The sequence below is a fragment of the Streptomyces panaciradicis genome (assembly GCF_023516615.1).
Lineage (GTDB): Bacteria > Actinomycetota > Actinomycetes > Streptomycetales > Streptomycetaceae > Streptomyces > Streptomyces panaciradicis.
Genome location: NZ_JAMGBF010000013.1, coordinates 1 through 20,877, shown reverse-complemented (window position 1 = coordinate 20,877; position 20,877 = coordinate 1). Strand labels below are relative to the sequence as shown.

General features: G+C 71.2%; 20 protein-coding genes and 1 pseudogene. 6 read left to right on the top strand and 15 right to left on the bottom strand.

Annotation, left to right across the window (positions count from 1 at the left end):
• Positions 1-11: 11 nt before the first annotated feature.
• A complete protein-coding gene (locus M8J74_RS05325; protein WP_249835276.1) occupies positions 12-1,001 on the bottom strand; it encodes an aldo/keto reductase in 990 nt (329 codons plus the stop codon).
• Positions 1,002-1,212: 211 nt separating this feature from the next.
• On the opposite strand from M8J74_RS05325, the gene M8J74_RS44405 reads away from it, so the two are divergent.
• Positions 1,213-2,013 (top strand): DUF427 domain-containing protein, encoded by an 801-nt coding sequence (locus M8J74_RS44405; RefSeq protein WP_283947815.1) that lies wholly within the window; start codon positions 1,213-1,215, stop codon positions 2,011-2,013.
• A gap of 58 nt (positions 2,014-2,071) precedes the next feature.
• Here M8J74_RS44405 and M8J74_RS05310 read toward each other — a convergent pair whose 3' ends face one another.
• Positions 2,072-4,063, bottom strand: a complete 1,992-nt coding sequence (locus M8J74_RS05310; protein WP_249835371.1) for a glycosyltransferase family 4 protein — start codon at positions 4,061-4,063, stop codon at positions 2,072-2,074.
• Between the two features lie 265 nt (positions 4,064-4,328).
• Here M8J74_RS05310 and M8J74_RS05305 point away from each other — a divergent pair, with 265 nt between their 5' ends.
• Complete coding sequence (locus tag M8J74_RS05305) at positions 4,329-5,669, top strand: glycosyltransferase (protein ID WP_249835275.1); 1,341 nt, start codon at positions 4,329-4,331, stop codon at positions 5,667-5,669.
• Positions 5,670-5,706: 37 nt separating this feature from the next.
• On the opposite strand, the gene M8J74_RS05300 is transcribed toward M8J74_RS05305, so the two are convergent.
• From M8J74_RS05300 to M8J74_RS05285, 4 genes are all read right to left on the bottom strand, one after another.
• Positions 5,707-6,501: a YqjF family protein gene (locus M8J74_RS05300; RefSeq protein WP_249835274.1), complete on the bottom strand. Its 795-nt coding sequence runs from the start codon at positions 6,499-6,501 to the stop codon at positions 5,707-5,709.
• A 7-nt stretch (positions 6,502-6,508) separates the two neighbouring features.
• Positions 6,509-7,210, bottom strand: coding sequence for an SDR family NAD(P)-dependent oxidoreductase (locus tag M8J74_RS05295; protein ID WP_249835273.1), 702 nt, complete (start codon positions 7,208-7,210; stop codon positions 6,509-6,511).
• Positions 7,211-7,305: 95 nt separating this feature from the next.
• A complete protein-coding gene (locus M8J74_RS05290) occupies positions 7,306-8,025 on the bottom strand; it encodes a haloacid dehalogenase type II (protein WP_249835272.1) in 720 nt (239 codons plus the stop codon).
• 143 nt (positions 8,026-8,168) lie between these two features.
• Positions 8,169-9,545 carry an FAD-dependent oxidoreductase gene (locus M8J74_RS05285; protein WP_249835370.1) on the bottom strand — a complete coding sequence of 459 codons (1,377 nt, stop codon included), beginning with the start codon at positions 9,543-9,545 and terminating at the stop codon, positions 8,169-8,171.
• 132 nt (positions 9,546-9,677) lie between these two features.
• Here M8J74_RS05285 and M8J74_RS05280 point away from each other — a divergent pair, with 132 nt between their 5' ends.
• Positions 9,678-10,055: an ArsR/SmtB family transcription factor gene (locus M8J74_RS05280; protein ID WP_249835271.1), complete on the top strand. Its 378-nt coding sequence runs from the start codon at positions 9,678-9,680 to the stop codon at positions 10,053-10,055.
• 34 nt (positions 10,056-10,089) lie between these two features.
• Here M8J74_RS05280 and arsB read toward each other — a convergent pair whose 3' ends face one another.
• Together arsB and M8J74_RS05270 are read right to left on the bottom strand one after the other, a co-directional pair.
• On the bottom strand, positions 10,090-11,196 hold the full coding sequence (arsB, locus tag M8J74_RS05275; RefSeq protein ID WP_249835270.1) for an ACR3 family arsenite efflux transporter: 1,107 nt from the start codon (positions 11,194-11,196) through the stop codon (positions 10,090-10,092).
• A complete protein-coding gene (locus M8J74_RS05270) occupies positions 11,193-11,501 on the bottom strand; it encodes an ArsR/SmtB family transcription factor (protein ID WP_249835269.1) in 309 nt (102 codons plus the stop codon). The genes arsB and M8J74_RS05270 overlap by 4 nt, the downstream gene beginning before the upstream one ends.
• Positions 11,502-11,628: 127 nt before the next feature.
• Here M8J74_RS05270 and M8J74_RS05265 point away from each other — a divergent pair, with 127 nt between their 5' ends.
• Positions 11,629-12,048: an arsenate reductase ArsC gene (locus M8J74_RS05265; RefSeq protein WP_249835268.1), complete on the top strand. Its 420-nt coding sequence runs from the start codon at positions 11,629-11,631 to the stop codon at positions 12,046-12,048.
• Between the two features lie 70 nt (positions 12,049-12,118).
• On the opposite strand, the gene M8J74_RS05260 is transcribed toward M8J74_RS05265, so the two are convergent.
• The 6 genes from M8J74_RS05260 to M8J74_RS05235 form a co-directional block, all read right to left on the bottom strand.
• Positions 12,119-12,328: a hypothetical protein gene (locus M8J74_RS05260; protein WP_249835267.1), complete on the bottom strand. Its 210-nt coding sequence runs from the start codon at positions 12,326-12,328 to the stop codon at positions 12,119-12,121.
• Between the two features lie 72 nt (positions 12,329-12,400).
• Positions 12,401-13,390 (bottom strand): zinc-dependent alcohol dehydrogenase family protein, encoded by a 990-nt coding sequence (locus M8J74_RS05255; RefSeq protein ID WP_249835266.1) that lies wholly within the window; start codon positions 13,388-13,390, stop codon positions 12,401-12,403.
• The gene (locus tag M8J74_RS05250; RefSeq protein ID WP_249835265.1) at positions 13,387-14,283 is read right to left on the bottom strand and encodes a carbohydrate ABC transporter permease; all 897 of its coding nucleotides are present in this window, start codon (positions 14,281-14,283) and stop codon (positions 13,387-13,389) included. The genes M8J74_RS05255 and M8J74_RS05250 overlap by 4 nt, the downstream gene beginning before the upstream one ends.
• Entirely contained in the window at positions 14,280-15,239 is a 960-nt protein-coding gene (locus M8J74_RS05245) for a carbohydrate ABC transporter permease (RefSeq protein ID WP_058927513.1), read from the bottom strand. The genes M8J74_RS05250 and M8J74_RS05245 overlap by 4 nt, the downstream gene beginning before the upstream one ends.
• A gap of 78 nt (positions 15,240-15,317) precedes the next feature.
• Entirely contained in the window at positions 15,318-16,676 is a 1,359-nt protein-coding gene (locus tag M8J74_RS05240) for an ABC transporter substrate-binding protein (RefSeq protein WP_249835264.1), read from the bottom strand.
• Positions 16,677-16,757: 81 nt separating this feature from the next.
• Positions 16,758-17,519, bottom strand: a complete 762-nt coding sequence (locus M8J74_RS05235) for a DeoR/GlpR family DNA-binding transcription regulator (protein WP_249835263.1) — start codon at positions 17,517-17,519, stop codon at positions 16,758-16,760.
• 679 nt (positions 17,520-18,198) lie between these two features.
• Between M8J74_RS05235 and M8J74_RS05230 the strand changes: the two genes are divergently transcribed.
• Positions 18,199-18,849, top strand: coding sequence for a hypothetical protein (locus M8J74_RS05230; RefSeq protein WP_249835262.1), 651 nt, complete (start codon positions 18,199-18,201; stop codon positions 18,847-18,849).
• Positions 18,850-19,014: 165 nt separating this feature from the next.
• On the opposite strand, the pseudogene M8J74_RS05225 reads toward M8J74_RS05230, so the two are convergent.
• Positions 19,015-19,218, bottom strand: a pseudogene (locus M8J74_RS05225) (DUF6191 domain-containing protein); the annotation flags it as partial.
• Between the two features lie 303 nt (positions 19,219-19,521).
• On the opposite strand from M8J74_RS05225, the gene M8J74_RS05220 reads away from it, so the two are divergent.
• Positions 19,522-20,877 (top strand): arabinofuranosidase catalytic domain-containing protein (locus tag M8J74_RS05220; protein WP_249835261.1); only part of this gene is annotated, 1,356 nt, incomplete at its 3' end.

Genomic DNA, 20,877 nt, shown 5'->3' with positions numbered 1-20,877 from the left:
ACAGCACGCGCCTACCGGTTGACGGACCGCATGCCCGCCTCGTCGTAGCGCTCACCGGACGCCTGGGGCAACTCGGCGTCGATACGGGCCAGATCGTCCTTGGTCAGTGTGATGTCGACCGCGGCGGCGTTCTGCTCCAGGTAGGTGCGGCGCTTGGTGCCCGGGATCGGCACCAGGTCCTCGCCCTGGGCCAGCACCCAGGCGATGGCCAGCTGAGCCGGGGTCACGTCCTTCTCGGCGGCGATCTCCTTCACCTTCGCCGCCAGCCGCAGGTTCGCCTCCAGGTTGGCGTCCTGGAAGCGGGGGTTCTGGCGGCGCCAGTCGTCGACGTCCAGGTCGTCCGGCGAGGTGAACCGCCCGGCGAGGAAGCCGCGGCCGAGAGGCGAGTACGGCACGAAGCCGATGCCCAGCTCCCGGCAGGCGGGCAGCACCTCGGCCTCCACGTCCCGCGACCACAGCGAGTACTCGCTCTGCACCGCGGTGACCGGGTGGACGGCGTGGGCGCGCCGGATGGTCTGCGCGCTCGCCTCACTCAGCCCGATGTGGCGCACCTTGCCCTCGGCGACCAGTTCGCCCAGTGCGCCGACCGTCTCCTCGATGGGCACGTTCGGGTCGACCCGGTGCTGGTAGTACAGGTCGATGTAGTCCGTGCCCAGACGCTTCAGCGAGCCGTGCACGGAGCTGCGGACGTGCTCGGCCGAGCCGTCCTGCGGGCCGACCGTGCTGATGTCGCCCGGTACGGCGTCGTCCATCCGGTAGTTGAACTTCGTCGCGATCACGTACTCGTCACGGCGTCCCCGGATCGCCTCGCCGACGAGGGACTCGTTGGTGAGCGGCCCGTACATCTGCGCGGTGTCGAGGAAGTCCACCCCGAGGTCGAGGGCGTGCCGGATCGTCGCGATGCCCTCGGCCTCGTCGGCGGATCCGTAGAAGGCGGACATCCCCATGCACCCCAGGCCGATGGCCGATACCTGCAAGTCCCGCAGACTGCGCTTCCGCATGTCGTGTCCCAGCCTTTCCCAGTCCTTGTGCGCCCTTACGTCCTCGACGCTATGACTTGGAGCGCACTCCATGGCAAGTGCGAGGTGCTCGACGCGTGTCCCACATGCCCACGGTCTGCATCCCCGGCGCGGGGTGGGGGTGAAGCAGAGGGTGAGACCGGGACTGCGGAGGAGAGATCGTGAACGGCACATCAGCGGCGGGGGGTCACCGATGACGAAGTGGATGCCCCGGCCCGACGGCGGACGGCCCTCGGGCAGGTCCTGCTCCCACACCTGGACGGCGGACCCCGCGCCGCGAGGTGGGACGTGCGCACAGTGCGCGGCGCGCGGGCGTGCGCCGGCAGGCCTGCTGCTCTGCCTGACCTGCGGGCACGTGGGCTGCGACGACAGCTCCCCCGGCGCCCACGCCACGGCGCACTTCCACTCCGGCGGCCACCCCGTGGCACGTTCCCTCACGGCCGGCCAGGAGTGGGCCTGGTGCTACGAGGACGAGGTGTACCTGGACCCGCTCCCGGAAGGGTCCGTGCCGCGTTCCGTCCCGAGGACGCCCGAGTCCGTCTGGGACTACCCGCGGCCGCCCGCCGTGCAGGAGGACGACCGCCTCGTGCGGGTCGAGTGCGCAGGCCAGGTGGTGGCGGAGAGCCGGAGGGCGGTCCGGGTGCTGGAGACCAGCCATCCTCCCGTCTTCTACATTCCTCCGGCGGACGTGCGGACGGACCTTCTGTTTCCGGCGGTCTCGGGCCGCACCTGGTGCGAGTGGAAGGGAGCGGCCCGGTACTGGGACGTCGTCGTGGGAGACGACGTACGGGCTCGTGCCGCGTGGAGCTATCCGAGTCCCGAGCCCGGCTACACGGCCCTCACCCGCTTCTTCGCCTTCTACCCGGGCAGCATGGACCGCTGCACCGTCGGCGGGGAGGACGTCACGGCGCAGGAGGGCGACTTCTACGGCGGCTGGATCACCCCGGAAGTGCGGGGGCCGTTCAAGGGAGCGCCGGGCACCCTGATGTGGTGACGTGCCGCCTGCGGGCCCGAAGGACACCGTTCGACAGGTGTCCTTCGGGCCCCGTTCGTCAGCGCGGGCGCAGGGCTGTGTACTCGGCGGCCAGTTCGTCCGCCATCCGGCCCACGGAGAACCGCTCTGCGACCAGCTTCCTGCCCTCGGTCGCGTAGCGGCCCCGATCGTCGGCGGAGGTGGCCGCGATACGCCGCAGCCCCCGCATCAGTCCGGTCTGGCTGGAGGTGTCCATCAGGATGCCGTTGACCTGGTCGCGCAGGTAGTGCGCGACGCCCCCGCGGCGGGGACCGGCGACAGGCAGGCCCGCGTCCATCGCCTCCAGCACCGCGATCCCGAACTCCTCCTTCGCGCTCGGGCACACGTACCAGCAGCAGGCGTCGGCCGTGCGCTCCGTCAGGGCCCGCTGCAGGCGGCGTACCTCGGCGTTCGGCAGGGCGGGCAGCAGTGCCAGGCGGCCGGCCGCCTCGGGGCATGCGGCGAGCAGGGCGTCGATACGGCGGCGGATGTCGTCCTCGACCGGTGTGCCGGTCCCGGGGCTGCCGCCGACGAGGACCAGCGTCGTGGTGCGGTGGGCGCCCGTCGCCAGCCAGGCCCGGACCAGGAGGTCCTGCTGTTTGACGGGGTGCAGCCGGCCCACGCAGAGCAGCACGGGCAGGTCACGGTCCCGGGGGTCCAGGGCGTCGGGGCGCGTCCCGTCCCGGTAGAGCCGCGCCAGTGCCTCGCGCCGCCGGTCGTCCTCGTCGGGCGCGTCCCGGTAGGGGGCGATGCCCTCGGGCGGCGCGCTGGGGCCGCTTCCCCCGTTGAGCTGCGCGAGGCCGGGGAAGTGGCGGACGAGGTCCTGTGTGCCGCCGCGTCCGGGGATGCCGACGACCGTGTCCGCGCGCTCGACGAGCCGGTCGGCCACGAACACCCGGTGCAGGTCGTTGCGCAGTGCCTCCGCCGCCGCCGGGTCGGCCGGATCGCTGGCGGCATGGCGTTCGGCGAGGCCGCGGTGCGGGTCGGGGGTGGCCGTGAAGACCAGGGCCGCGCCCAGGCGCTCGGCGGCGTCGGCGAGTGCCAGGCTGCCGTCGTCGGCGTATCTGACGTGCACGACGTCCAAGGGGCGGGGCATGCCGCCGAGCAGACGGGTCGCCCACCAGGTGAGCGCCGGGCGGTGGCGGTGCATCTCCGGCTGGGCCGGCGCCGAGGGCGCGTCCACGGGCAGCCGCAGCACCCAGTGCCCGGGCGCGCGTTCATGAGCGAGCCGGCCGTCCGCCGCCAGGTCCTCGTGCCCGGCCGTCACGACCGTGATCACAGCGGCTATGTCCTCGGTCTCGGCCAGCCGGTCGCCGAGCCCGCCGAGCAGCACCGCCAGTCCACCGCTCAGCCCCTGCCCGGGAGTGTCCAGGCCGCCCAGCAGCATGCTCTGGGCGACGAGCCGGCCCGCATGCTCCTTCCCCTGCGGGCCGAGCGCGGGCACCGGCGGCGCCAGCAGGAGGCGTTCGTAGGCGTCCTCGGCGTCGGAGGTGCCGGGCAGGTGGGCCCGGCCGTCGGGGAGCTGGTGCAGGTAGCGCCAGGCGGCATGGCGTACGGCCCGGTGGGTGGTGTCCCGGGCGAGTGACGCGCCCTCGACGGGGGTGAAGGGACGCAGGCCGGAGGCCACCGCGAGGTCCAGCAGCCGGCCCACGGGCGGTCCGTCGTGGGAGTCGCCGAGCGTGGCGCGCAGCACCTCCTCGGCGTGCCGGGGGCCGTGCCAGCGCACGGTCTCCGGCCACAGCTCCGTCAGGACGGCCATGAGCCGCGGGTCGCTCGCCCCGTGGGCGAGCAGGGCCTCCGGCGTCAGCGGTACGCCCAGGCGGGCGGCGCGGCGCAGTCCCGCCACGGCTTTGTCGTGGCGGTCGACGCCGGGCCCGTCGCCGGGCGGCACGGCGCGTGGCCGCAGCCCGTACTCGGCTTCCAGCAGCCTCGCCAGTTCGCCCGCCGCGTCCGGAAGGCGTCTGTCGGGTCGCGGCTCGGGAAGGTGTGCGGTCCAGCCGGAGCCGTTGAAGAACGCGGTCCGGGCGGCCACCAAGGGGTCACGGTCCCCGTGGCCGACTTCTGCCGACCGTCCGGGGTCGTGAGCGGCCGAGGGGGATGCGAAAGCGGTGCCGGCCACGGGTTCTCCTGTCTCAGGGACGGCGCTTGACCTCTGTGGTTCCCGGGGTGTCGGCCTTCCGGATGCACCTGCCGTCCGTGCTCATCGCCACAGCGTCCGACCTGCCCGAACGTGCCTACGATGCGCTGGCGCCGCTTCGACGGAAGGTGGGCGCACGATGTCTGGCCGAGGGGTGCGTATGCCGCGTGTCGTTGTCGTCAGTCCCCCGTTCATGTCCCATGCGCGGCCGCTGTCGGTCCTGGCCGGTGCCCTGCGTCTGCGAGGGGCGGACGTGTACTTCGCCTGTGCCCCGGCGTTCGAGCACCTGGCCCGGGAGGCGGGGGTGGGCTTCGAGCCGCTGTCCGTGACGCGCAACGCCAACACCGGGGTGGCCGAGGGGACCGAACAGGACGCCCAGGAGGCGGCCCGGCTGGCCGAGTTCCTCGACGCGACCAAGGAGGGCGCCGTGTCCGCGCTGCTCGCCCAGGCCCGCCACCGGCGCGCGGACATGCTGGCCGACCCCGACGGCGTGCTCGACGCGCTGCGCTCGGCCGACCGGCGGCTGCGGCCCGACTGGTACGTCGTGGACCAGCTCAGCTACCCGGTCACCCTGGCACTGCACTGCCTCGGCCTGCCCTACGCGACCTTCTGCCCCGGGCACCCCAGTTACGTGCTCAGCGGCCCCGACGCCTACTTCGGCGTGCCCTACGCCTGGCCCGACGCGCTGCGCCCCGATCCGGACCGCCTGGGGCGACTGCGGGCCGCCGCGCGGGAGAACGACGAGGCGTTCACGGCCCTGTTCGCCTCCTTCTCCCGGCGGCACGCGCCCGCGCGGCCGGCTCCGGGCCGGGCCTTCGCCCTCAGCTCGCCGCATGCCGTCGTCTACGCCTACCCGGAGTTCGCGTGGCTGCCGACGCCTCCGCCGGGGCCGGCCCGTCTGTTCGCCGGGCACATGGCCGCCGCCCCGGAACCCCTCGACACGGAGTGGGACGCGCGCCTGCGCAAACTGCGGGCGAGCGGGGAGGAGCGGGTCGTCCTCGTCGCGCTCGGCACGTTCCTGTCCGCGCGGGACGACGTCCTGCGCACGGTCGTCACGGGGCTGCTCCGGGGCAGGCCGGACGTGTCGGTCGTCGTCGCCGCCGGGGAACGGTCCGCGGCGCTGGCCGATCTCGCCGGCGAGCGGGCCGTCGTGGTGCCGTCGGTGCCCCAGCGCGCGCTGCTGGAGCGGGTGGACGCGATGGTGCATCACGGCGGCAGCAACTCCTTCACCGAGTGCCTGAGGGCGGGCGTGCCCGCGGTCTTGCTGCCGTTCTCCAGCGACCAGTTCTCCGTGGCCCGGGACGCGGAGCGGTCGGGCGCCGGTGTGGTCCTCGACCCGAACAGGCTCTCGCCGGCCGACGTCCCCGCGGCGCTGGAGACGGTGTGGCGCACCGCGGGCCCGCGCATGCCCGACCTGGCCGCGTCGGTACGGCTGCGGGGGCCCCGGTGGGCAGCCGGTGAACTGCTGGCCGCCATGGCCCGGCGGACGTCGGCGGACTGATCCCGGCGCCGGCGCGCCGGCCCGCGCCCGGCGCCGGTCAGTCGAACGGCATGCCGGGCGTGGGCAGCGGGACCGGCGGTCCGAAGACCACGGGGAGGCCGGGCGCGTACAGAACGCTCACGGGCTCGCCCTGGGGCCGCGACAGACCGGCCTCCGCGACCAGGTCGTCCTCCCATCCCAGCAGGTTGCACCTGCGGAAGGACCAGGCGGGGTGCGCGTTGGGGAGGTAGTAGGTGCGCCCGAGGAACCGCTCGTGCAGCCCCCACCGCTGGGTGAGGAACTCCTCCAGCGGCCCGGCCGCCACCGGCTCGTCCTGGACGTCCAGCCACACACGTGCCCCCGCGCGCGCACCCTGGCGCCGCTGCGTGCTGTACAGCAGCCGGTTGTCGAACCACTGGCTGCTGATGCGGGACCACCGGTAGGGCAGCCCGAAAGCGCCGCGCGCCGTCAGCACGGGCAGCAGCCGGTCGCAGTCGAGCGAGCGGAACACGACCCCGCGCCGGCCCGCGGCGTCGCGGCTGTACAGCCGGACGTTGACCTCGCCGAAGCTCCCCAGGTACGGCAGCGCCGGCGTCCGGCCGAAGGCGAGGTCGTCCATGCGGAAGAAGACCAGGCCGACGTAGGCCCGGCCCCGGTAGAGGTCGGGCACGGTACCGGCCGGCAGCAGCCGGGCCACCTCGAACGGGTCGGCGGGCCAGTGCAGGAACACCAGGTCCCGCCAGCGCTGCCGGAACAGCACGCGCCGCACCGTACGGGGGGCCAGCGGTGTCAGCGCCTCCGCGGGCCGGGCGCGGTGGGACGGGGGGCTGTACGCGAGACGTCTCCTGGGCATGGCCGCTCTACCGCACCACGTCGAGCGTCGCGCCGGAGCCGGGGCGGACCAGCCTCGCTCCCGCGGAGAGCGCCTCCACGATCGCGTCCACGGCCGCCGTGACCGGCAGTCCCGGCGGCAGCGGCGGCGCTTCGCCCACGACGGCGCGCGCGGCGAAGGACGTGTCCATGTGGGGCAGGTTGACCTCCATCACGCTCACGCCTTTGCGCCGCTGCTCGCGGCGGACCGCGGTCAGCCAGGTGGCCAGCGCCGCCTTGGCGGCGGCGTAGTCCGCCATCCGGGCCGGTGCCGCCTCGGCCACGATCCCGGTGACGGCGGCGAGGACACCGCCCTCGGGCACCCGGTCCGCGGCGGCCCTCAGGAACGCCATCGGGGCCAGCGCGTTCACCGCCATCAGGTGTTCGCGGACCGCGTCCTCCACCTCCCCGACCGGCCCGAAGGCGGCGACGCCGACGCACACGACGACCGCGTCCAGGCCGCCCAGCTCCGCCACCGCCCAGTCGACCGTCTTGGCGCAGGAGTCGACGTCCCAGGCGTCGAAGGCGCAGACGGGGGCGTGCCCGCACGCCGCCGAGACGCGGGTGAGGGCCTCGCGGTCACGACCGGCCAGTGCCGTGCGGGCGCCGAGGGTGTGCAGACGGACGGCGAGCGCGCCCCCGATCTCCCCGGTGGCGCCGGGCACCAGAATCCGTGCACCTCGCAGGTCCATGCCCCGCCTCCCGTTCGCAGCCGACCACCTGGACGTACGTGTCTGGTTCGCCGGTCGGCCGCCGGGCGGATGCAGGCGGTGGCACACCGGGAACGTCACACGGTGTCTCCGCGTGCGCCTCGGCTCTTCCCCCGCGCGGCGGCCAGTTCGTCCGCGAGCTCCCGCAGGTCCTGTGCGCCGCGCGTGGGAGGGGTCATCGTCCGCGGGTACACGGACGCTCCGCGCCGCAGCCACGCTGCCTGCAGTCCCGCTCGCCGCGCCCCGTCGATGTCCCAGGGGTGCACGGCGACCAGCATCGCCCGCTCGGGGCGTACGCCGACCCGTTCGACGGCGTGACGGTAGGCGGCGGGCGCGGGTTTCCAGCAGCGGGGGCCGGAGACGTCCGACAGGGCCTCGAAGCAGTGCAGCACACCCGCCCTGTCCAGCAGCCGCTCGGTCGAGGCGACGCCGCCGTTGGTCATCGCCGTCAGCCGGTACCCGGCCTCCCTCAACGTCCTTACCCCGTCCGGCACATCGGGGTGGACGTCCAGCTGGGAGAATCCGTCCAGAATGTGCGTGGCCGCGGCCTCTACGTCTCCCTCCCAGCCGTCGAGGCCGGACAGCAGCGTCCGCAGCCCGTCGTGGGCCACGGAGGTGAAGTCCGCGTAGGCACCGGCGGCCGTCAGGGCGAAACCGTCCCGCAGCACCCCGGCGAACCACGTCGGCAGCAGATGCCCCGGGGCCCCGGTGTCCTCGAAGCGGCCGCGCAGCGGCGTGAGGTCGCTGAGCGTCTCGTTGACGTCGAAGACCAGGACCTCGGGCTGGTCGGCAGCCATGGGCTCCCCCTTCCGGGCGTCCGTACGCGGTCGCCGGGCGGCGCGACCGTCGGGCGGCGAGTACCCGTCCTGCGCGCTGACGCCGCACCGTGTGCCGGGGGATGCGGTCCGAGTGCGGCGCCGGGGTGTGGGGCGTCGGCGCGTCAGCAGCCGCCCGAAGCCGCCGGGGCACCGATGCCGATCTGGAGCGTGGCCGGGGCGGCGCAGCATCCGCCGCCTTCAGCGCCCTGTACGGCGTCGGGGTCGTCGAACAGGCCCGCGCCCCCGCAGACGCCGGTCTCCGGCAGGGTCAGCTCCACGCGCTCGGCGGCCTCGCGGTCGCCGGCGATCGCGGCGGCGATGGAGCGAACCTGCTCGTAGCCGGTCATCGCGAGGAACGTGGGGGCACGGCCGTAGGACTTCATGCCGACCAGGTAGACGCCCTGCTCGGGATGAGAGAGCTCGTTGACGCCGTGCGGGTAGACGGTGCCGCAGGAGTGGACGTTCGGGTCGATGAGCGGGGCCAGCGCGGTCGGGGCCTGGAGGCGCTCGTCGAGGCCGAGGCGGACCTCGGACAGGAACGACAGGTCCGGGCGGAAGCCGGTCAGGACGATCACCTCGTCGACCGGGTCCAGGCGGCGGCCGTCCTCGGCGACCAGGACCAGCCGGTCGTCCGTGTCGCGCTCGACGGCCGCGGTGCGGAAGCCCGTGACCGCGCCGGCGTGGCCGTTGTCGACGGCGGCCTTGGCCCGCAGCCCCAGGGCGCCCCGCGCGGGGAGCTGGTCGGCCTCGCCGCCGCCGTAGGTGTCGGTACGGATCCCGCGCCGCAGGACCCACACCGCGTGCGTGGCGTCGTCCTCCTCGGCCAGGTCGGCGAGGTGTGCCAGGGCGGTGAACGCGGAGGCGCCCGAGCCCACGACGGCGGTCCGCCTGCCGGCGTACCGGGCGCGCACGGCCGGGTCGCTCAGGTCGGGCACGCGGTAGGAGACACGGTCGGCGGCGTCCCTCTCGCCGAGGGCCGGCAGGCCGTCCGCGCCCATCGGGCCGGGGGTGGACCAGGTGCCGGAGGCGTCGACGACGGCGCGGGCCGTGATCCGCTCCTCGTGGCCGCTCGCGGTACGGACGTGCACGACGAAGGGCTGCTCGTCGCGGCCGGAGTCGACGATGCGGTCACGGCCCGCGCGGGCGACGCCGGTGACCGTGGCGCCGTAACGGACCTTGTCGCCGAGGGCGTCGGCGAGCGGCTGCAAGTACTTCTGGGCCCAGTCTCCGCCGGTCGGACAGACGGTCCCGTCGGGTCGGGTCCAACCGGTCGGGGCGAGCAGCTTCTCGGCGGCGGGATCGGTGACCTCGGCCCACGGCGAGAACAGCCGGACGTGCGCCCAGGCCCGTACGGCGGTGGCGGCGGACGGTCCGGCCTCCAGGACCAGCGGTTCGATGCCGCGCTCGACGAGATGGGCGGCGGCGGCCAGGCCGATGGGCCCGGCTCCGACGACCACGACGGGCGGCTGCTCGGTCGCGGACACGCTGGTGGTGGGCACAGCCACGGGATTCCCCTTTGCTTCGACGTTCGTCGATGTATCTGCGGCCACCATGCCACCTGATTCGACGAGCGTCAACATAGATAAATATCGATCCAGAAAGGCTGGTTCGACATGTGTCAACATAGACGTATGTCGAACACCAAGGCGCTGCCGCTCCTGGAACCCGCGACCAGCGAGGAAGCGACGCCGTGCTGCCCGCCCCTGACCGAGCGCCCGTTCACCGCGGACGAAGCGGAGAGCGCCGCACGCATGTTCAAGGCCCTCGGTGACCCGGTGCGGCTGAGGCTGTTCTCCTCGGTCGCCTCGCACGAGGGCGGCGAGGCGTGCGTGTGCGACATCTCCGACGTCGGCGTCTCACAGCCGACCGTGTCCCACCACCTGAAGAAGCTCAAGGACGCCGGTCTGCTCACCTCCGAACGGCGCGGCACCTGGGTCTACTACCGGGTCGAGCCGTCCGTCCTCGCCACGATGGGCCGACTGCTGACGATCCCGCCGTCCTCGGCGTGAGCCGGACGGCGGGGATCCGCAGCCGGGCCGGGCGTCAGCCCTCCTGCGGTGCGAGTGCGGACTGCCGGACGGCCGCGAACCTGCCCCGCCAGGCGAGGGAGACGTACACGAGCGCGACCAGGACGGGCACCTCGATCAGCGGACCGACGACACCGGACAGCGCCTGGCCGGAGGTGACACCGAAGGTGGCGATGGCGACGGCGATCGCCAGCTCGAAGTTGTTGCCCGCGGCCGTGAAGGCCAGGGTGGCCGTGCGGTCGTAGGCCAGGCCAATGGCCTTGCCGAGGGCGAAGGTGCCGAACCACATGATCGCGAAGTAGGCCAGCAGCGGCAGGGCGATGCGGGCCACGTCCAGGGGCTGGGAAGTGATCGTCTTTCCTTGCAGGGCGAAGAGGACGACGATCGTGAAGAGCAGGCCGTACAGCGCCCAGGGGCCGAGCCTCGGCAGGAAGCGCGCCTCGTACCCGTCGCGGCCCAGCCTCCGTTCACCGATGCGACGGGTGAGGAACCCAGCCAGCAACGGGACACCGAGGAAGATGACGACGTTCAGGGCGATCTTCCCCATGGAGATGTCCAGGTGCCGGCCGTCGCCCAATCCCAGCCAGCCGGGCAGCAGTTCGAGGTAGAACCAGCCGAGCAGACCGAACGCCAGGACCTGGAAGAGGGAGTTGAGCGCGACGAGGACGGCGGCTGCCTCGCGGTCCCCGCATGCGAGGTCGTTCCAGATGATGACCATGGCGATGCAGCGGGCGAGCCCGACGACGATCAGGCCGGTGCGGTACTCCGGCAGGTCCGGCAGGAAGATCCATGCCAGCGCGAACATCACGGCCGGGCCGACCAGCCAGTTGATGACCAGCGACGAGATCATGAGCCGTCGGTCGCCGGTGACGGCGTCGAGCTTGTCGTAGCGCACCTTGGCCAGGACCGGGTACATCATGATCAGCAGGCCGAGCGCGATCGGCAGCGAGACGCCCCCGATCGCGACCTGGGCGAGGACGTCGTTCAGGCCGGGGACGGCCCGGCCCAGACCGAGGCCGGCGGCCATCGCGGCCAGGATCCAGACGGCGAGGAAACGGTCGAGCGTCGACAGCTTCGCGACGACCGAGGACTCACCGGTGATCGCGGTCTCTGTGCGGGTCACGGGCAGGCCCTCTTGTTCTCGGCGGCACGGCGAGCGGACTCGGCCAGTTCGGCGAACTGACCGGCAAGCGAGGCGATGACGTCGGGGCGCAGCCTGTAATACGTGTACCGGCCGCACGGCTCCGTCTCCACGACCCCCGCCTCGCGCAGCACCCTCAGGTGGTTGGAGAGGTTGGTCTGCCGCGCACCGGTCTCCTCGATGAGGTGGGTGGTGCAGAGCGTCTCCCGGGCCAGCAAGGTGACGATCCGAAGGCGCAACGGGTCCGCGAGGACGCGCATCAGATCAGTGTCGACCGACGTCATCATGGGCTGATACTGTCACATCACTGTGGGCTGATACCAGTTAGCACTGATGCGTGATACTCGCGTCGCCCCAACCTCCGGCCCCTCCCGTCCGCTTGGTCCACCGACGTCCACCGACGAAGGAAGAACGATGTCCTCCAGCCCTCTCGCCTCAGTGCTGTTCGTCTGCGTCCACAACGCCGGGCGTTCGCAGATGGCCGCCGGCTTCCTCGACCACCTCGCTGGCGACCGCATCGAGGTCCGCTCCGCCGGCTCGGTCCCCGGGGACCAGGTCAACCCCGCCGCGGTCGAGGCCATGCGCGAGGTCGGCGTCGACATCTCCGCGGCCACGCCGAAGATCCTGACCACCGAGGCCGTCCAGGCGTCCGACTACGTCATCACCATGGGCTGCGGCGACGCCTGCCCCGTCTTCCCCGGCAAGACGTACCTCGACTGGGCCCTGGAGGACCCGGCGGGCAAGGGCGTCGAGGCGGTACGCCCCATCCGCGACGAGATCCGGAAGCGTATCGAGGCCCTGATCACCGAGATCGACACGAAGCAGAAGGCATGACCTCGTGACGATCTCGATCCGGCCCGGGATACCGACGGAGCTGCGGACCTGACGGTCGGCCGGGGCGAACTCACTCAGGGACGACCAGTCCGCGCTTGCGCAGCTGCGGCAGGCAGATGTCGAGGCAGGCTTCGACCGAAGCGGCGTCTGTGCGTACGAGCAGGGCGTCGTGAAAAGGAGCGCCGCTCGCGACGAAGGTCCAAGGCCCGGCTCCGTCGCGCATGCGCTCCGCGTCTGCCTTGAACAGCACGGTGACACCCTGCTCGGCCAGCGCCTCCATGACGCGCACTACGTCGGCCAACGTTCCCCCCTGGTCGCACAGGTGGGTCACCCTACCTGTGCGGCCAAGGGACTACGGCACTACGACGATCTTGCGGCCCTGGCCCGCCGCGAACTGGTCCAGTGCCTGCGGGTACTGGGTCAGGGGCAGGCGGTGGCTGATGAAGACCTGGGGGTCGAGTACTCCCGTGGCGAAGAGTTCCGCCGCCCGCTCGTAGCTGTGCAGGACGGCCATGGAACCGGTGATGGTGATCTCCTGGTTGTAGATGCGGTACGGCGAGATGGTGGCCGTCGTCGCGTAGTCCGAGACGCCGAACTGCAGGAAGGTACCGGCCTTGGCGACGCGTTCCAGGCCGTCCTGGATGGCGGCGGCGTTGCCGGTCGCGTCGACCACCACGTCCCAGCCCTGCGCGCGCCCCAACTCGTCCGCGTTCCCGGCTGCTTGGGAGCAGCCCAGCTTCTCGGCGGTCGCCAGCCGCTCCGGGTTGAGGTCGACGACGTCCACCGAGGCGGCGCCGGTGCGCTTGGCGAGTTCCAGCATCATCAGGCCCATCGTCCCGCTGCCGTAGATCAGGACGTGTGCGCCGAGTCTGCTGTTGAGGACGTCGTAGCCGCGCACGGCGCAGGAGAGGGGCTCGATGAGCGCCGCGTCCTGGACATCGACATGCTCGGGCAGTCGTACGCAGTTGGCGACCGGAGCCACGGCGTACTCGGCGGCGCCGCCCGCCACGGTCACGCCGATCGCCTGCCAGCGGTCGCAGAGGTTGTTGCGGCCGGCCCGGCAGTATCGGCACTCGTTGCAGTACAGCGAGGGGTCGACCGCGACCCGGTCGCCGAGGGCGAGTTCGGTGACCTCGCTGCCGAGCCCGACGACCTCGCCGGCGAACTCATGGCCCGGGACGACGGGCAGGGTCGGTGCGAACTCCCCCTGCAGGATGTGCAGATCCGTTCCGCACAGCCCGCAGGCCGCCACGTCGACCACGACGTCGCGCGGCCCGGGGGTGGGGTCGGGCACCGTGGTGACGGTGACCTGGCCGGGGGCTTCGATGACGGCGGCTTTCACTTGACTGCTCCTAGGGACAGGCCGCGGACCAGTTTGTCCTGGGCGGCGAAACCGGCGATGAGCACGGGCAGGGACACCAGCGTGGCGGCGGCGCACAGCCGGGCGAGGAAGAGGCCTTCGCTGGTGATGAAGCCGACCAGGAACACCGGCGCGGTGGAGGCGTTGGTGGCGGTGAGGTTGACGGCGAACATGAACTCGTTCCAGCTGAAGATGAAGCAGATCAGCGCCGTGGCGGCCAGCCCGGGCATGGCGACCGGGGCGACGATCCGCCACAGCACGGTGAGCAGGTTGGCGCCGTCGACCTCGGCGGCCTCCAGGATCTCCTTCGGGACCTCGGCGAGGAAGGAACGCATCATCCACACCGCGATCGGAAGGTTCATGGCGGTGTAGAGGACGATCAGTGTCCAGACGTTGTCGAGCATCCCGGCGTCCTTGACGATCAGGTACACCGGCAGCAGGGCGGCGATGGCCGGGAGGAACTTGGTGGACAGGAAGAAGAACATCACGTCCGTCCACTTCCGCACCGGCTTGATGGACAGCGCGTAGGCCGTCGGCACCGCCAGGGCGAGGACCAGCAGGGTCGAAATGACGCTGGCCATGGCCGAGTTGAGCAGAAACGGGGTGATGTCCCGGCTGAACAGCAGCTTGTACTGGTCGAAGGTGAGAGGTGCGAGGAGGCTCGGCGGGTTGGTGGCCGCGTCCGCCTCCTGGTGGAAGGAGGTGAGCACCATCCAGGCCACGGGCGCGAAGAACGCCAGCGTGGCGAGCCAGGCCACGAAGGTCCACAGCGGGGACAGTCTCGGCGCGTCGCCATGGTCGTCACGGCGGCGGACGAGTTTCCTCAGCCGCGCGCCGGGAGCACCGGGCGCGGCTGTCGCTGCGTGAGCGGTCATCGGGACACCTCCTCGCGGAACAGGGACGCGATCGTGCGCAGTGCGAAGGTCGCGATCACGATCGAGCCGAGGACGACGACGACACCGGCGGCGGCCGCCTGGCCGTACTCGTACTTGCGGAACATGGTCAGGTAGATCTCGTAGGGCAGGTTCGTGGTCTGGGAACCGGGGCCACCCTGGGTGATCGTGTAGACCGCGTCGAAGGTCTGCACGACGTAGATGGTGCCGAGCAGGACGCCCAGTTCGATGTACTGGCGCAGATGCGGCAGCGTGATGTGGCGGAAGGTCTGCGTCGCCGAGGCCCCGTCCATACGGGCCGCTTCGAGCACGTCACCGGGCTGGGCCTGCAGACCGGCCAGCAGGATCAGCATCATGAACGGCGTCCACTGCCAGACCAGGGAGATGACGACGGCGGGCATGGGGTACGACGAGACCCAGTCGACCGTGGGACCGTTGGCGGCTCCGAACAGTCGCCATACGGCGTTCAGGGTGCCGTTGAGCAGGCCGTAGTCGGGGTTGTAGATCGCGTGCTTCCACAGCAGCGCCGCCGCGACCGGCATGACCAGGAACGGAGCGATGAGCATCGTCCGTGCCAGGCCGCGGCCGGCGAACCGCCGGTCCAGCAGCATCGCCAGACCGAGGCCGAGGAGCACGCTGATGAGCACCACCGACGCGGTCAGGACGATGGTGTTGAGGACCGCGGTGCGCAGCCGCTCGTCGGTGAAGACGAACGTGAAGTTGGACAGGCCGACGAAGTGCCGCTCGCCCGGCTTGAGGATGTTCCACTGCAGGGTGGAGATCACCAGGGTTGCCACGAAGGGCAGTTGGGTCACGACGATCGTGAAGATCAGCGCGGGCAGCAGCGGGAAGCGGCGCTTCCAGGCGCCGGCGCTCCGGGAGGCGCGGGGACGGACGGGAGGTGGAGCTGTCTTGGGTGGGGCGGTGAGCGTGGTCATGGAGGGTTCCTCTGCCGGGACGGCCGGAATGGGGGAAGCGGTGCCCGGCCGGGGGGAGGTCCGGCCGGGCGGTCGAGGTCACTTCTGGTAGTTCTCGGCGACGTCCGCGGCGAGCTTCTGGCCGTCCTTCAGTGCCGTGTCCACGCTGGTCTTGCCGGCGATGGCGGCGGAGATCTCCTGGGTGACCTTCGTGCCCAGGTCCTGGAACTCCGGGATGGCCACGTACTGGACACCGACCGTCGGGCGGGGCTGGACGCCCGGGTTGGCCGGGTCGGCACCCTCGATCGACTTCAGCGTGATGTCACCGAACGACCCGGCGGCCTTCTGGTACTGCGGGATCGCGTACGTGCTGGCCCGCTTGCCGGAGGGAACCCGGGCCCAGCCCAGCTTCTGGCCGACCAGGTTCTCGTACTTCTTGCTGCTTGCCCACAGCATGAACTTCGCCGCGGCGTCCGCGTTCTTGGTGGTCTTGGGCATGGCCCAGGCCCAACTCCACAGCCAGCCGCTGCTCTTGGTCTGGGCGGTCGGGGCGTAGGCGTAGCCGACGTGACCGGCGATCTTGCTGGAGGCGGGGTCCTCCAGGGACCCGGCGGCGCTGGTGGCGTCGTACCACATGGCGACCTTCTTCTGGCTCATGGCGTTCAGGCACTCGGTGAAGCCCGACTGCGCCGCGCCCGCCTCGCCGTGCTTCTTGACCAGGTCCACGTAGAAGTTGGTGGCCTTCTTGAAGGCGGGGCTGTCCACCTGCGCCTTCCAGTCCTTCGTGAACCAGGTGCCGCCGAAGGTGTTGACCACGGTGGTCAGCGGTGCGCCGAGTTCGCCCCAGCCGGCCAGACCACGCAGGCAGATGCCCCGCATGCCGGGCTCGGCACCGTCGACCTTCGCCGCGATGTCCGCGATCTGCTGCCAGGTGGGGTGCTCGGGCACCGTGACGCCCTTCGACCTCATGACGTCCTTGTTGTACATCAGGAACGACGACTCGCCGTAGAACGGCAGGGCGTACAGCTTGCCGTCGGCGCCGGAGAGGGAGGTGACAATCGGCTTGAGCAGGTCGGCCTTGTCGAAGCCGGCGTCCTTGTCGGCGTAGGAGCCGAGCTCGTGCAGCCAGCCGTTCTTGGTCCAGATCGGCACCTCGTAGGCGCCGATGGTGGCGACGTCGTACTGGCCGGCCTGGGTGGCGATGTCCTGGGTGACCTTGTCGCGCAGTTCGTTCTCGGGAAGGATCGTGAAGTTGACCTTGATGCCGGTGTCCTTGGTGAACGTGCTCTTGGTCAGCTTGGCGATGTCCTCCATCTGCGGGTTGCCCACCATCAGCACGTTGATGCTCTTGCCGCCGCCACCGGAACTCGACGAACCACCCGCGCCGCTGCAGGCGACCAGCAGTGAGCCGGCGGCCGTGGCCGTGGCGAGAACATGAACCATTCTCCGTGTACGCATGACTGACTCCAGGGTGTTCGAGGGCATGGGGAACCACGCCCCGGCCTTGCGGGGTGGGATGGACGAGGGATGGGCTGCGGCTCAGGCCTGGATGACCTGGGGACCCAGCAGTGCGTAGTGGCGGGCCTCGGAACTGTGCAGTCCCGTGTCGGTGACGATGGCCTCGAAGTCGGTGACCTGCGCGAAACGGCAGAAGCTGACGGCACCGAACTTGGTGTGGACGCCGGAGAACACCCGGCGTTTGGCGACCCGCATGACCTCGGCCTTCAAGGCGCCGACGGCGGGGTCGGGAGTGGTGAGTCCGTACTGGCGGGAGATGCCGTTCGCGCCGACGAACGCCAGGTCGATGGCGAAGCCGGACAGCATGCGGGTGGCCCAGTGGTCGACGGTGGCCAGCGTCCCGCCGCGGACCCGGCCGCCGAGCAGCAGCACGTTGATGTTCTCGGCGGCCGCCAGGGCGCCGGCGGTGGACAACGAGGCAGTGACCACGGTCAGTGGCCGGTCGCGGGGCAGGGCGGCGGCGATGAGCTGCGGGGTGTAGCCCTCGTCGATGTACACGGTCTCGGCGTCACCGAGGAGTTCGACCGCGGCGCCGGCGATCCTGGACTTCTCGGGGACGTGCATGGTGGTGCGGAAGGCGAGCGTCGTCTCGAAGCCCGCGCTCTCCACGGGGTGTGCGCCGCCGTGCGTACGGCGGACGAGCCCGTGCCTCTCCAGTGCGTTGAGGTCTCGCCTCACGGTCTCCTTGGAGACCCGCAGCTCTACGGCGAGCTGCCCGACGTCGACGGATCCGTCACGGCGTGCCGTCTCCAGGATTCCCCGTCTTCGTTCCTCGGTGTCCACGGCGACACCTCCGTTCCACGGCTCCGCATGATGTGCCCGAGTGGGCCGATCCCCGAGCCCGTCCCGTTCGGGCTCCGGTGGCCAAATTTCTACAAGGGGACAGCGGCTACTGACCAGGTTCGTCGTAACGAAGTTCGTGACCGAATGTGACCGTCTCGCCGGACACGGATTCCCTGCTCGCCGCGGCGGAACGCGTCGGGGAAGGGGGGCCGGGTGACTGCAAGCGGACCGAGACGTGCCCGATGGGTGCCCGTTTCCGGGTGGATCAGGATCGCGGGCCGGGATGCAGGAGCGGAATTCCGGTCACCTGGGTCTTCCTGAGGAGCCCTTGCTCAGTGCCGCTTCTTTGTCGCGGTCGACCTCCGCTCGTGCTCGGCGAGACAGGCGCCGAGTCGGCCGGCAGATGCTGTCTGTCTCGCTGCCTCGCCTGCCGCACGACATGTGCCCCGCCGCACACAGCTCCGCTCCTCGACCGCGGCCACCACCCCATTTGTTGAATTTCAGCCATGCAGTGGAGAACAATGCGCATGTCTTCCGTACTATCGCTAAGACACAGGTGTGCAGCAGTAACGGCTGCCGCGAACCTGGCTATCAGGATGAACAGCACACGCATGAAATTCCGCACATGCCGCAGCCTGCTACCCACCGGCCGTGGCGCCAGGGAAAGGGTGTGAGCACGATGTCCGAAACCACAACCAACACCACCGAGTTGACCTCGCAGTACAGCACGCAGGTGGCCGGCGACCTTGAGCGCAACCTCAAGGAGCAGGAGCGCGTCCAGGGCGAGATCGAGGCACTGCAGGCGCAGTTGACCGCCCTGCAGCAGGACCAGACGGTCCTTGTGAACATCCAGCAGGCTCTCGGGGGCCCGGCGGCAGCCGTCGAGCCGGAGCCGGAGGCCGTCGCGGCGGTGCCCGCTCCCCGCAAGCGCAAGACATCAGCCGCACCGGCCGCGGCCAAGCCGGCCCGGGCCCGCAAGTCCTCCGCCCCGGCCCGCAAGTCCGCTGCCCCGGCCCGCAAGCGAGCGGCCAAGAAGAGTGCCGCCGCGTCACCGGCCGCTCAGGCACCGTCGACCAAGCTCGTCGATCTCGTCCGCGAACACCTGGCCGGACTCAACGAGCCCCGCTCCGCCGCCGAGATCGCCACCTCCCTGGAACAGCAGCACCCCGAGCGCGAGTTCAAGGCCAAGATCGTGCGCCTCACCCTCGAAGGGCTCGTGGCCAAGAACCAGGCCCAGCGCACCAAGCAGGGCAGGTCCGTCTTCTACACCACCCCGGAGAGCTCCGAGCCCGCTCAGCAGGGTGAGCAGGAGGAACAGCAGCCAGCCTGACCACCGTCGGGGAGCCGCTTCGGCGGCTGCCCTGTGATCCCGGTGCCGCGCGGAAGGCCCATGCACAGCCGCACTCGACCAGACCCGCGCCCTGGTCGAGTGGGCCACCGTGGCCCCGCCACCGTGCACCCCGCACCCCTCGGGGTGTTGCCTCATCGGCTCCCGGCGAGGCATCCGGACGACCGCGGTTCCTCCGTCCAGGTCCACCGTGGTCCTGTTCGGCGGAGCTCCGTCGTCCTCGCCGTCCGGCATGACCAGGGCCGACCGCCGCTCCTTCAACTCGGTCTGCTTGCCGGGCGAAAGACTCGCGTGCAGCTGCTCGAACCCGGTGACCAGCCCGGGCAGCGTCATGAAGAACACGAATCCCATGGCGCAGTACCCCTGCGGCTCGACGCCTGCGGTCAACTACGTACGGCAGCCGACGTCCTTGCCACCCTTCTTTTGGTCTGTACCAAAAAAGGCAACAAATATTGACCTTCTCGAACAGCGTGCGTAGGTTCCGGGCGTGCCGATCGAAGAGTCGCACCGTCATGCCAACGGTGCGTCCACCCCCGCTCGTCGAGCATCGAAGGGACTCCCATGCACAGTTCCCGTCCTGCGTCTCGGACTGTCATGCACCCGCCAACAACGGTTCCGCGCCCAGCGTGTGCACCCTGGCGGTCCGCGGCCACCATGCTGAGCGCGTTGGTCCTCGCCCTCGGCGCCCTGCTCGGTTTCCCCGCCGCCTCCGTGGCGGCCGGTTCCCTCCCGTGCGACATCTACGCCGCGGCCGGCACCCCGTGTGTGGCCGCGCACAGTGTCACCCGCGCCCTGCTGTCCTCGTACAACGGACCGCTCTACCAGGTGACCCGCGTCTCCGACGGAGCCACCACCGACATCGGCCTGCTCGCGCAGGGCGGTTACGCCGACGCGGGGGCCCAGGACGCCTTCTGCGCCACGAGCGGCGGCTGTCGCATCACGAAGATCTACGACCAGAGCGGCCGCCACAACGACCTCACCCCCGGCCCCGCCGGAACCGCCGGCACGGGCGCCGACCGCGGTGCCGACGCCTCCGAGATCTCCGTCAGCGCGGGCGGCCACAAGGTGTACGGCCTGTGGATCTCGCCCGGCGTCGGCTACCGCTACACCGGTGTCGCCTCCGGCGTCGCCGTCAACGGCCGGCCCGAAGGGGCCTACATGGTGGCCAGCGGCACCCACGTGGGCTCCGCCTGCTGCTTCGACTACGGCAACGCAGAAAGCACCCCGGCCGACACCGGCAACGGGCACATGGACGCCGTATCCATCGCCACCACCTGCTACTTCGCCCCCTGCACCGGAACCGGTCCGTGGATCGAGGCGGACCTGGAGAACGGCATGTTCCAGGGCGACAACGGCTCCAACACCGCCAACCTGGGAAACAAGTCGACCTTCGTCACCGCCGTCCTGAAGAACAACGGGCAGACCAGATACGCACTCAAGGGCGGCGACGCTCAGTCCGGCGGCCTGACCACCTGGTGGGACGGGGCGCTGCCCACCCGGGGCGGCTACCAGCCCATGCACCAGGAGGGCGGCATCATCCTGGGCATCGGCGGCGACAACAGCAACTGGAACCGGGGCACGTTCTTCGAAGGCGTCATGGTCTCCGGCTATCCCACCGACGCCGCAGAGAACGCCGTACAGGCCAACATCACCTCCGTCGGCTACAGCGGCGAGACCGACGTCCCGAACGGGCCACAGGGCATCGTCACCGGACCGGGCGGCAAGTGCATGGACGTGGCCGCCGACGACTCAGGCGTCAACGGCGCCGCCGTGCCGCTGTGGGACTGCCAGACCTACGCCGAGGACCAGCACTGGACCCACAACCCCGACGGCTCCCTCTCCACCCTCGGCCGCTGCCTCGACATCGAGAACAACGGCACGACGGGCGGAGCCAAGCTCGAACTGTGGGACTGCAACGGCGTCGGCGGCCAGAAATGGGTGCAGCAGGCCGACGGCTCCCTGCGCAATCCGCAGTCCGGGCGCTGCCTCGACTCCCCCAGCGGCGCCACC

Excerpts from the sequence above, each read along its gene's own strand:
- M8J74_RS05325 (WP_249835276.1), bottom strand. The coding sequence starts at position 1,001 with ATGCGGAAGCGCAGTCTGCGGGACTTGCAGGTATCGGCCATCGGCCTG.
- M8J74_RS44405 (WP_283947815.1), top strand. The coding sequence starts at position 1,213 with ATGACGAAGTGGATGCCCCGGCCCGACGGCGGACGGCCCTCGGGCAGG.
- M8J74_RS05305 (WP_249835275.1), top strand. The coding sequence starts at position 4,329 with ATGCCGCGTGTCGTTGTCGTCAGTCCCCCGTTCATGTCCCATGCGCGG.
- M8J74_RS05300 (WP_249835274.1), bottom strand. The coding sequence starts at position 6,501 with ATGCCCAGGAGACGTCTCGCGTACAGCCCCCCGTCCCACCGCGCCCGG.
- M8J74_RS05295 (WP_249835273.1), bottom strand. The coding sequence starts at position 7,210 with ATGGACCTGCGAGGTGCACGGATTCTGGTGCCCGGCGCCACCGGGGAG.
- M8J74_RS05290 (WP_249835272.1), bottom strand. The coding sequence starts at position 8,025 with ATGGCTGCCGACCAGCCCGAGGTCCTGGTCTTCGACGTCAACGAGACG.
- M8J74_RS05280 (WP_249835271.1), top strand. The coding sequence starts at position 9,678 with ATGTCGAACACCAAGGCGCTGCCGCTCCTGGAACCCGCGACCAGCGAG.
- M8J74_RS05270 (WP_249835269.1), bottom strand. The coding sequence starts at position 11,501 with ATGATGACGTCGGTCGACACTGATCTGATGCGCGTCCTCGCGGACCCG.
- M8J74_RS05265 (WP_249835268.1), top strand. The coding sequence starts at position 11,629 with ATGTCCTCCAGCCCTCTCGCCTCAGTGCTGTTCGTCTGCGTCCACAAC.
- M8J74_RS05260 (WP_249835267.1), bottom strand. The coding sequence starts at position 12,328 with ATGGAGGCGCTGGCCGAGCAGGGTGTCACCGTGCTGTTCAAGGCAGAC.
- M8J74_RS05250 (WP_249835265.1), bottom strand. The coding sequence starts at position 14,283 with ATGACCGCTCACGCAGCGACAGCCGCGCCCGGTGCTCCCGGCGCGCGG.
- M8J74_RS05245 (WP_058927513.1), bottom strand. The coding sequence starts at position 15,239 with ATGACCACGCTCACCGCCCCACCCAAGACAGCTCCACCTCCCGTCCGT.
- M8J74_RS05240 (WP_249835264.1), bottom strand. The coding sequence starts at position 16,676 with ATGCGTACACGGAGAATGGTTCATGTTCTCGCCACGGCCACGGCCGCC.
- M8J74_RS05230 (WP_249835262.1), top strand. The coding sequence starts at position 18,199 with ATGTCCGAAACCACAACCAACACCACCGAGTTGACCTCGCAGTACAGC.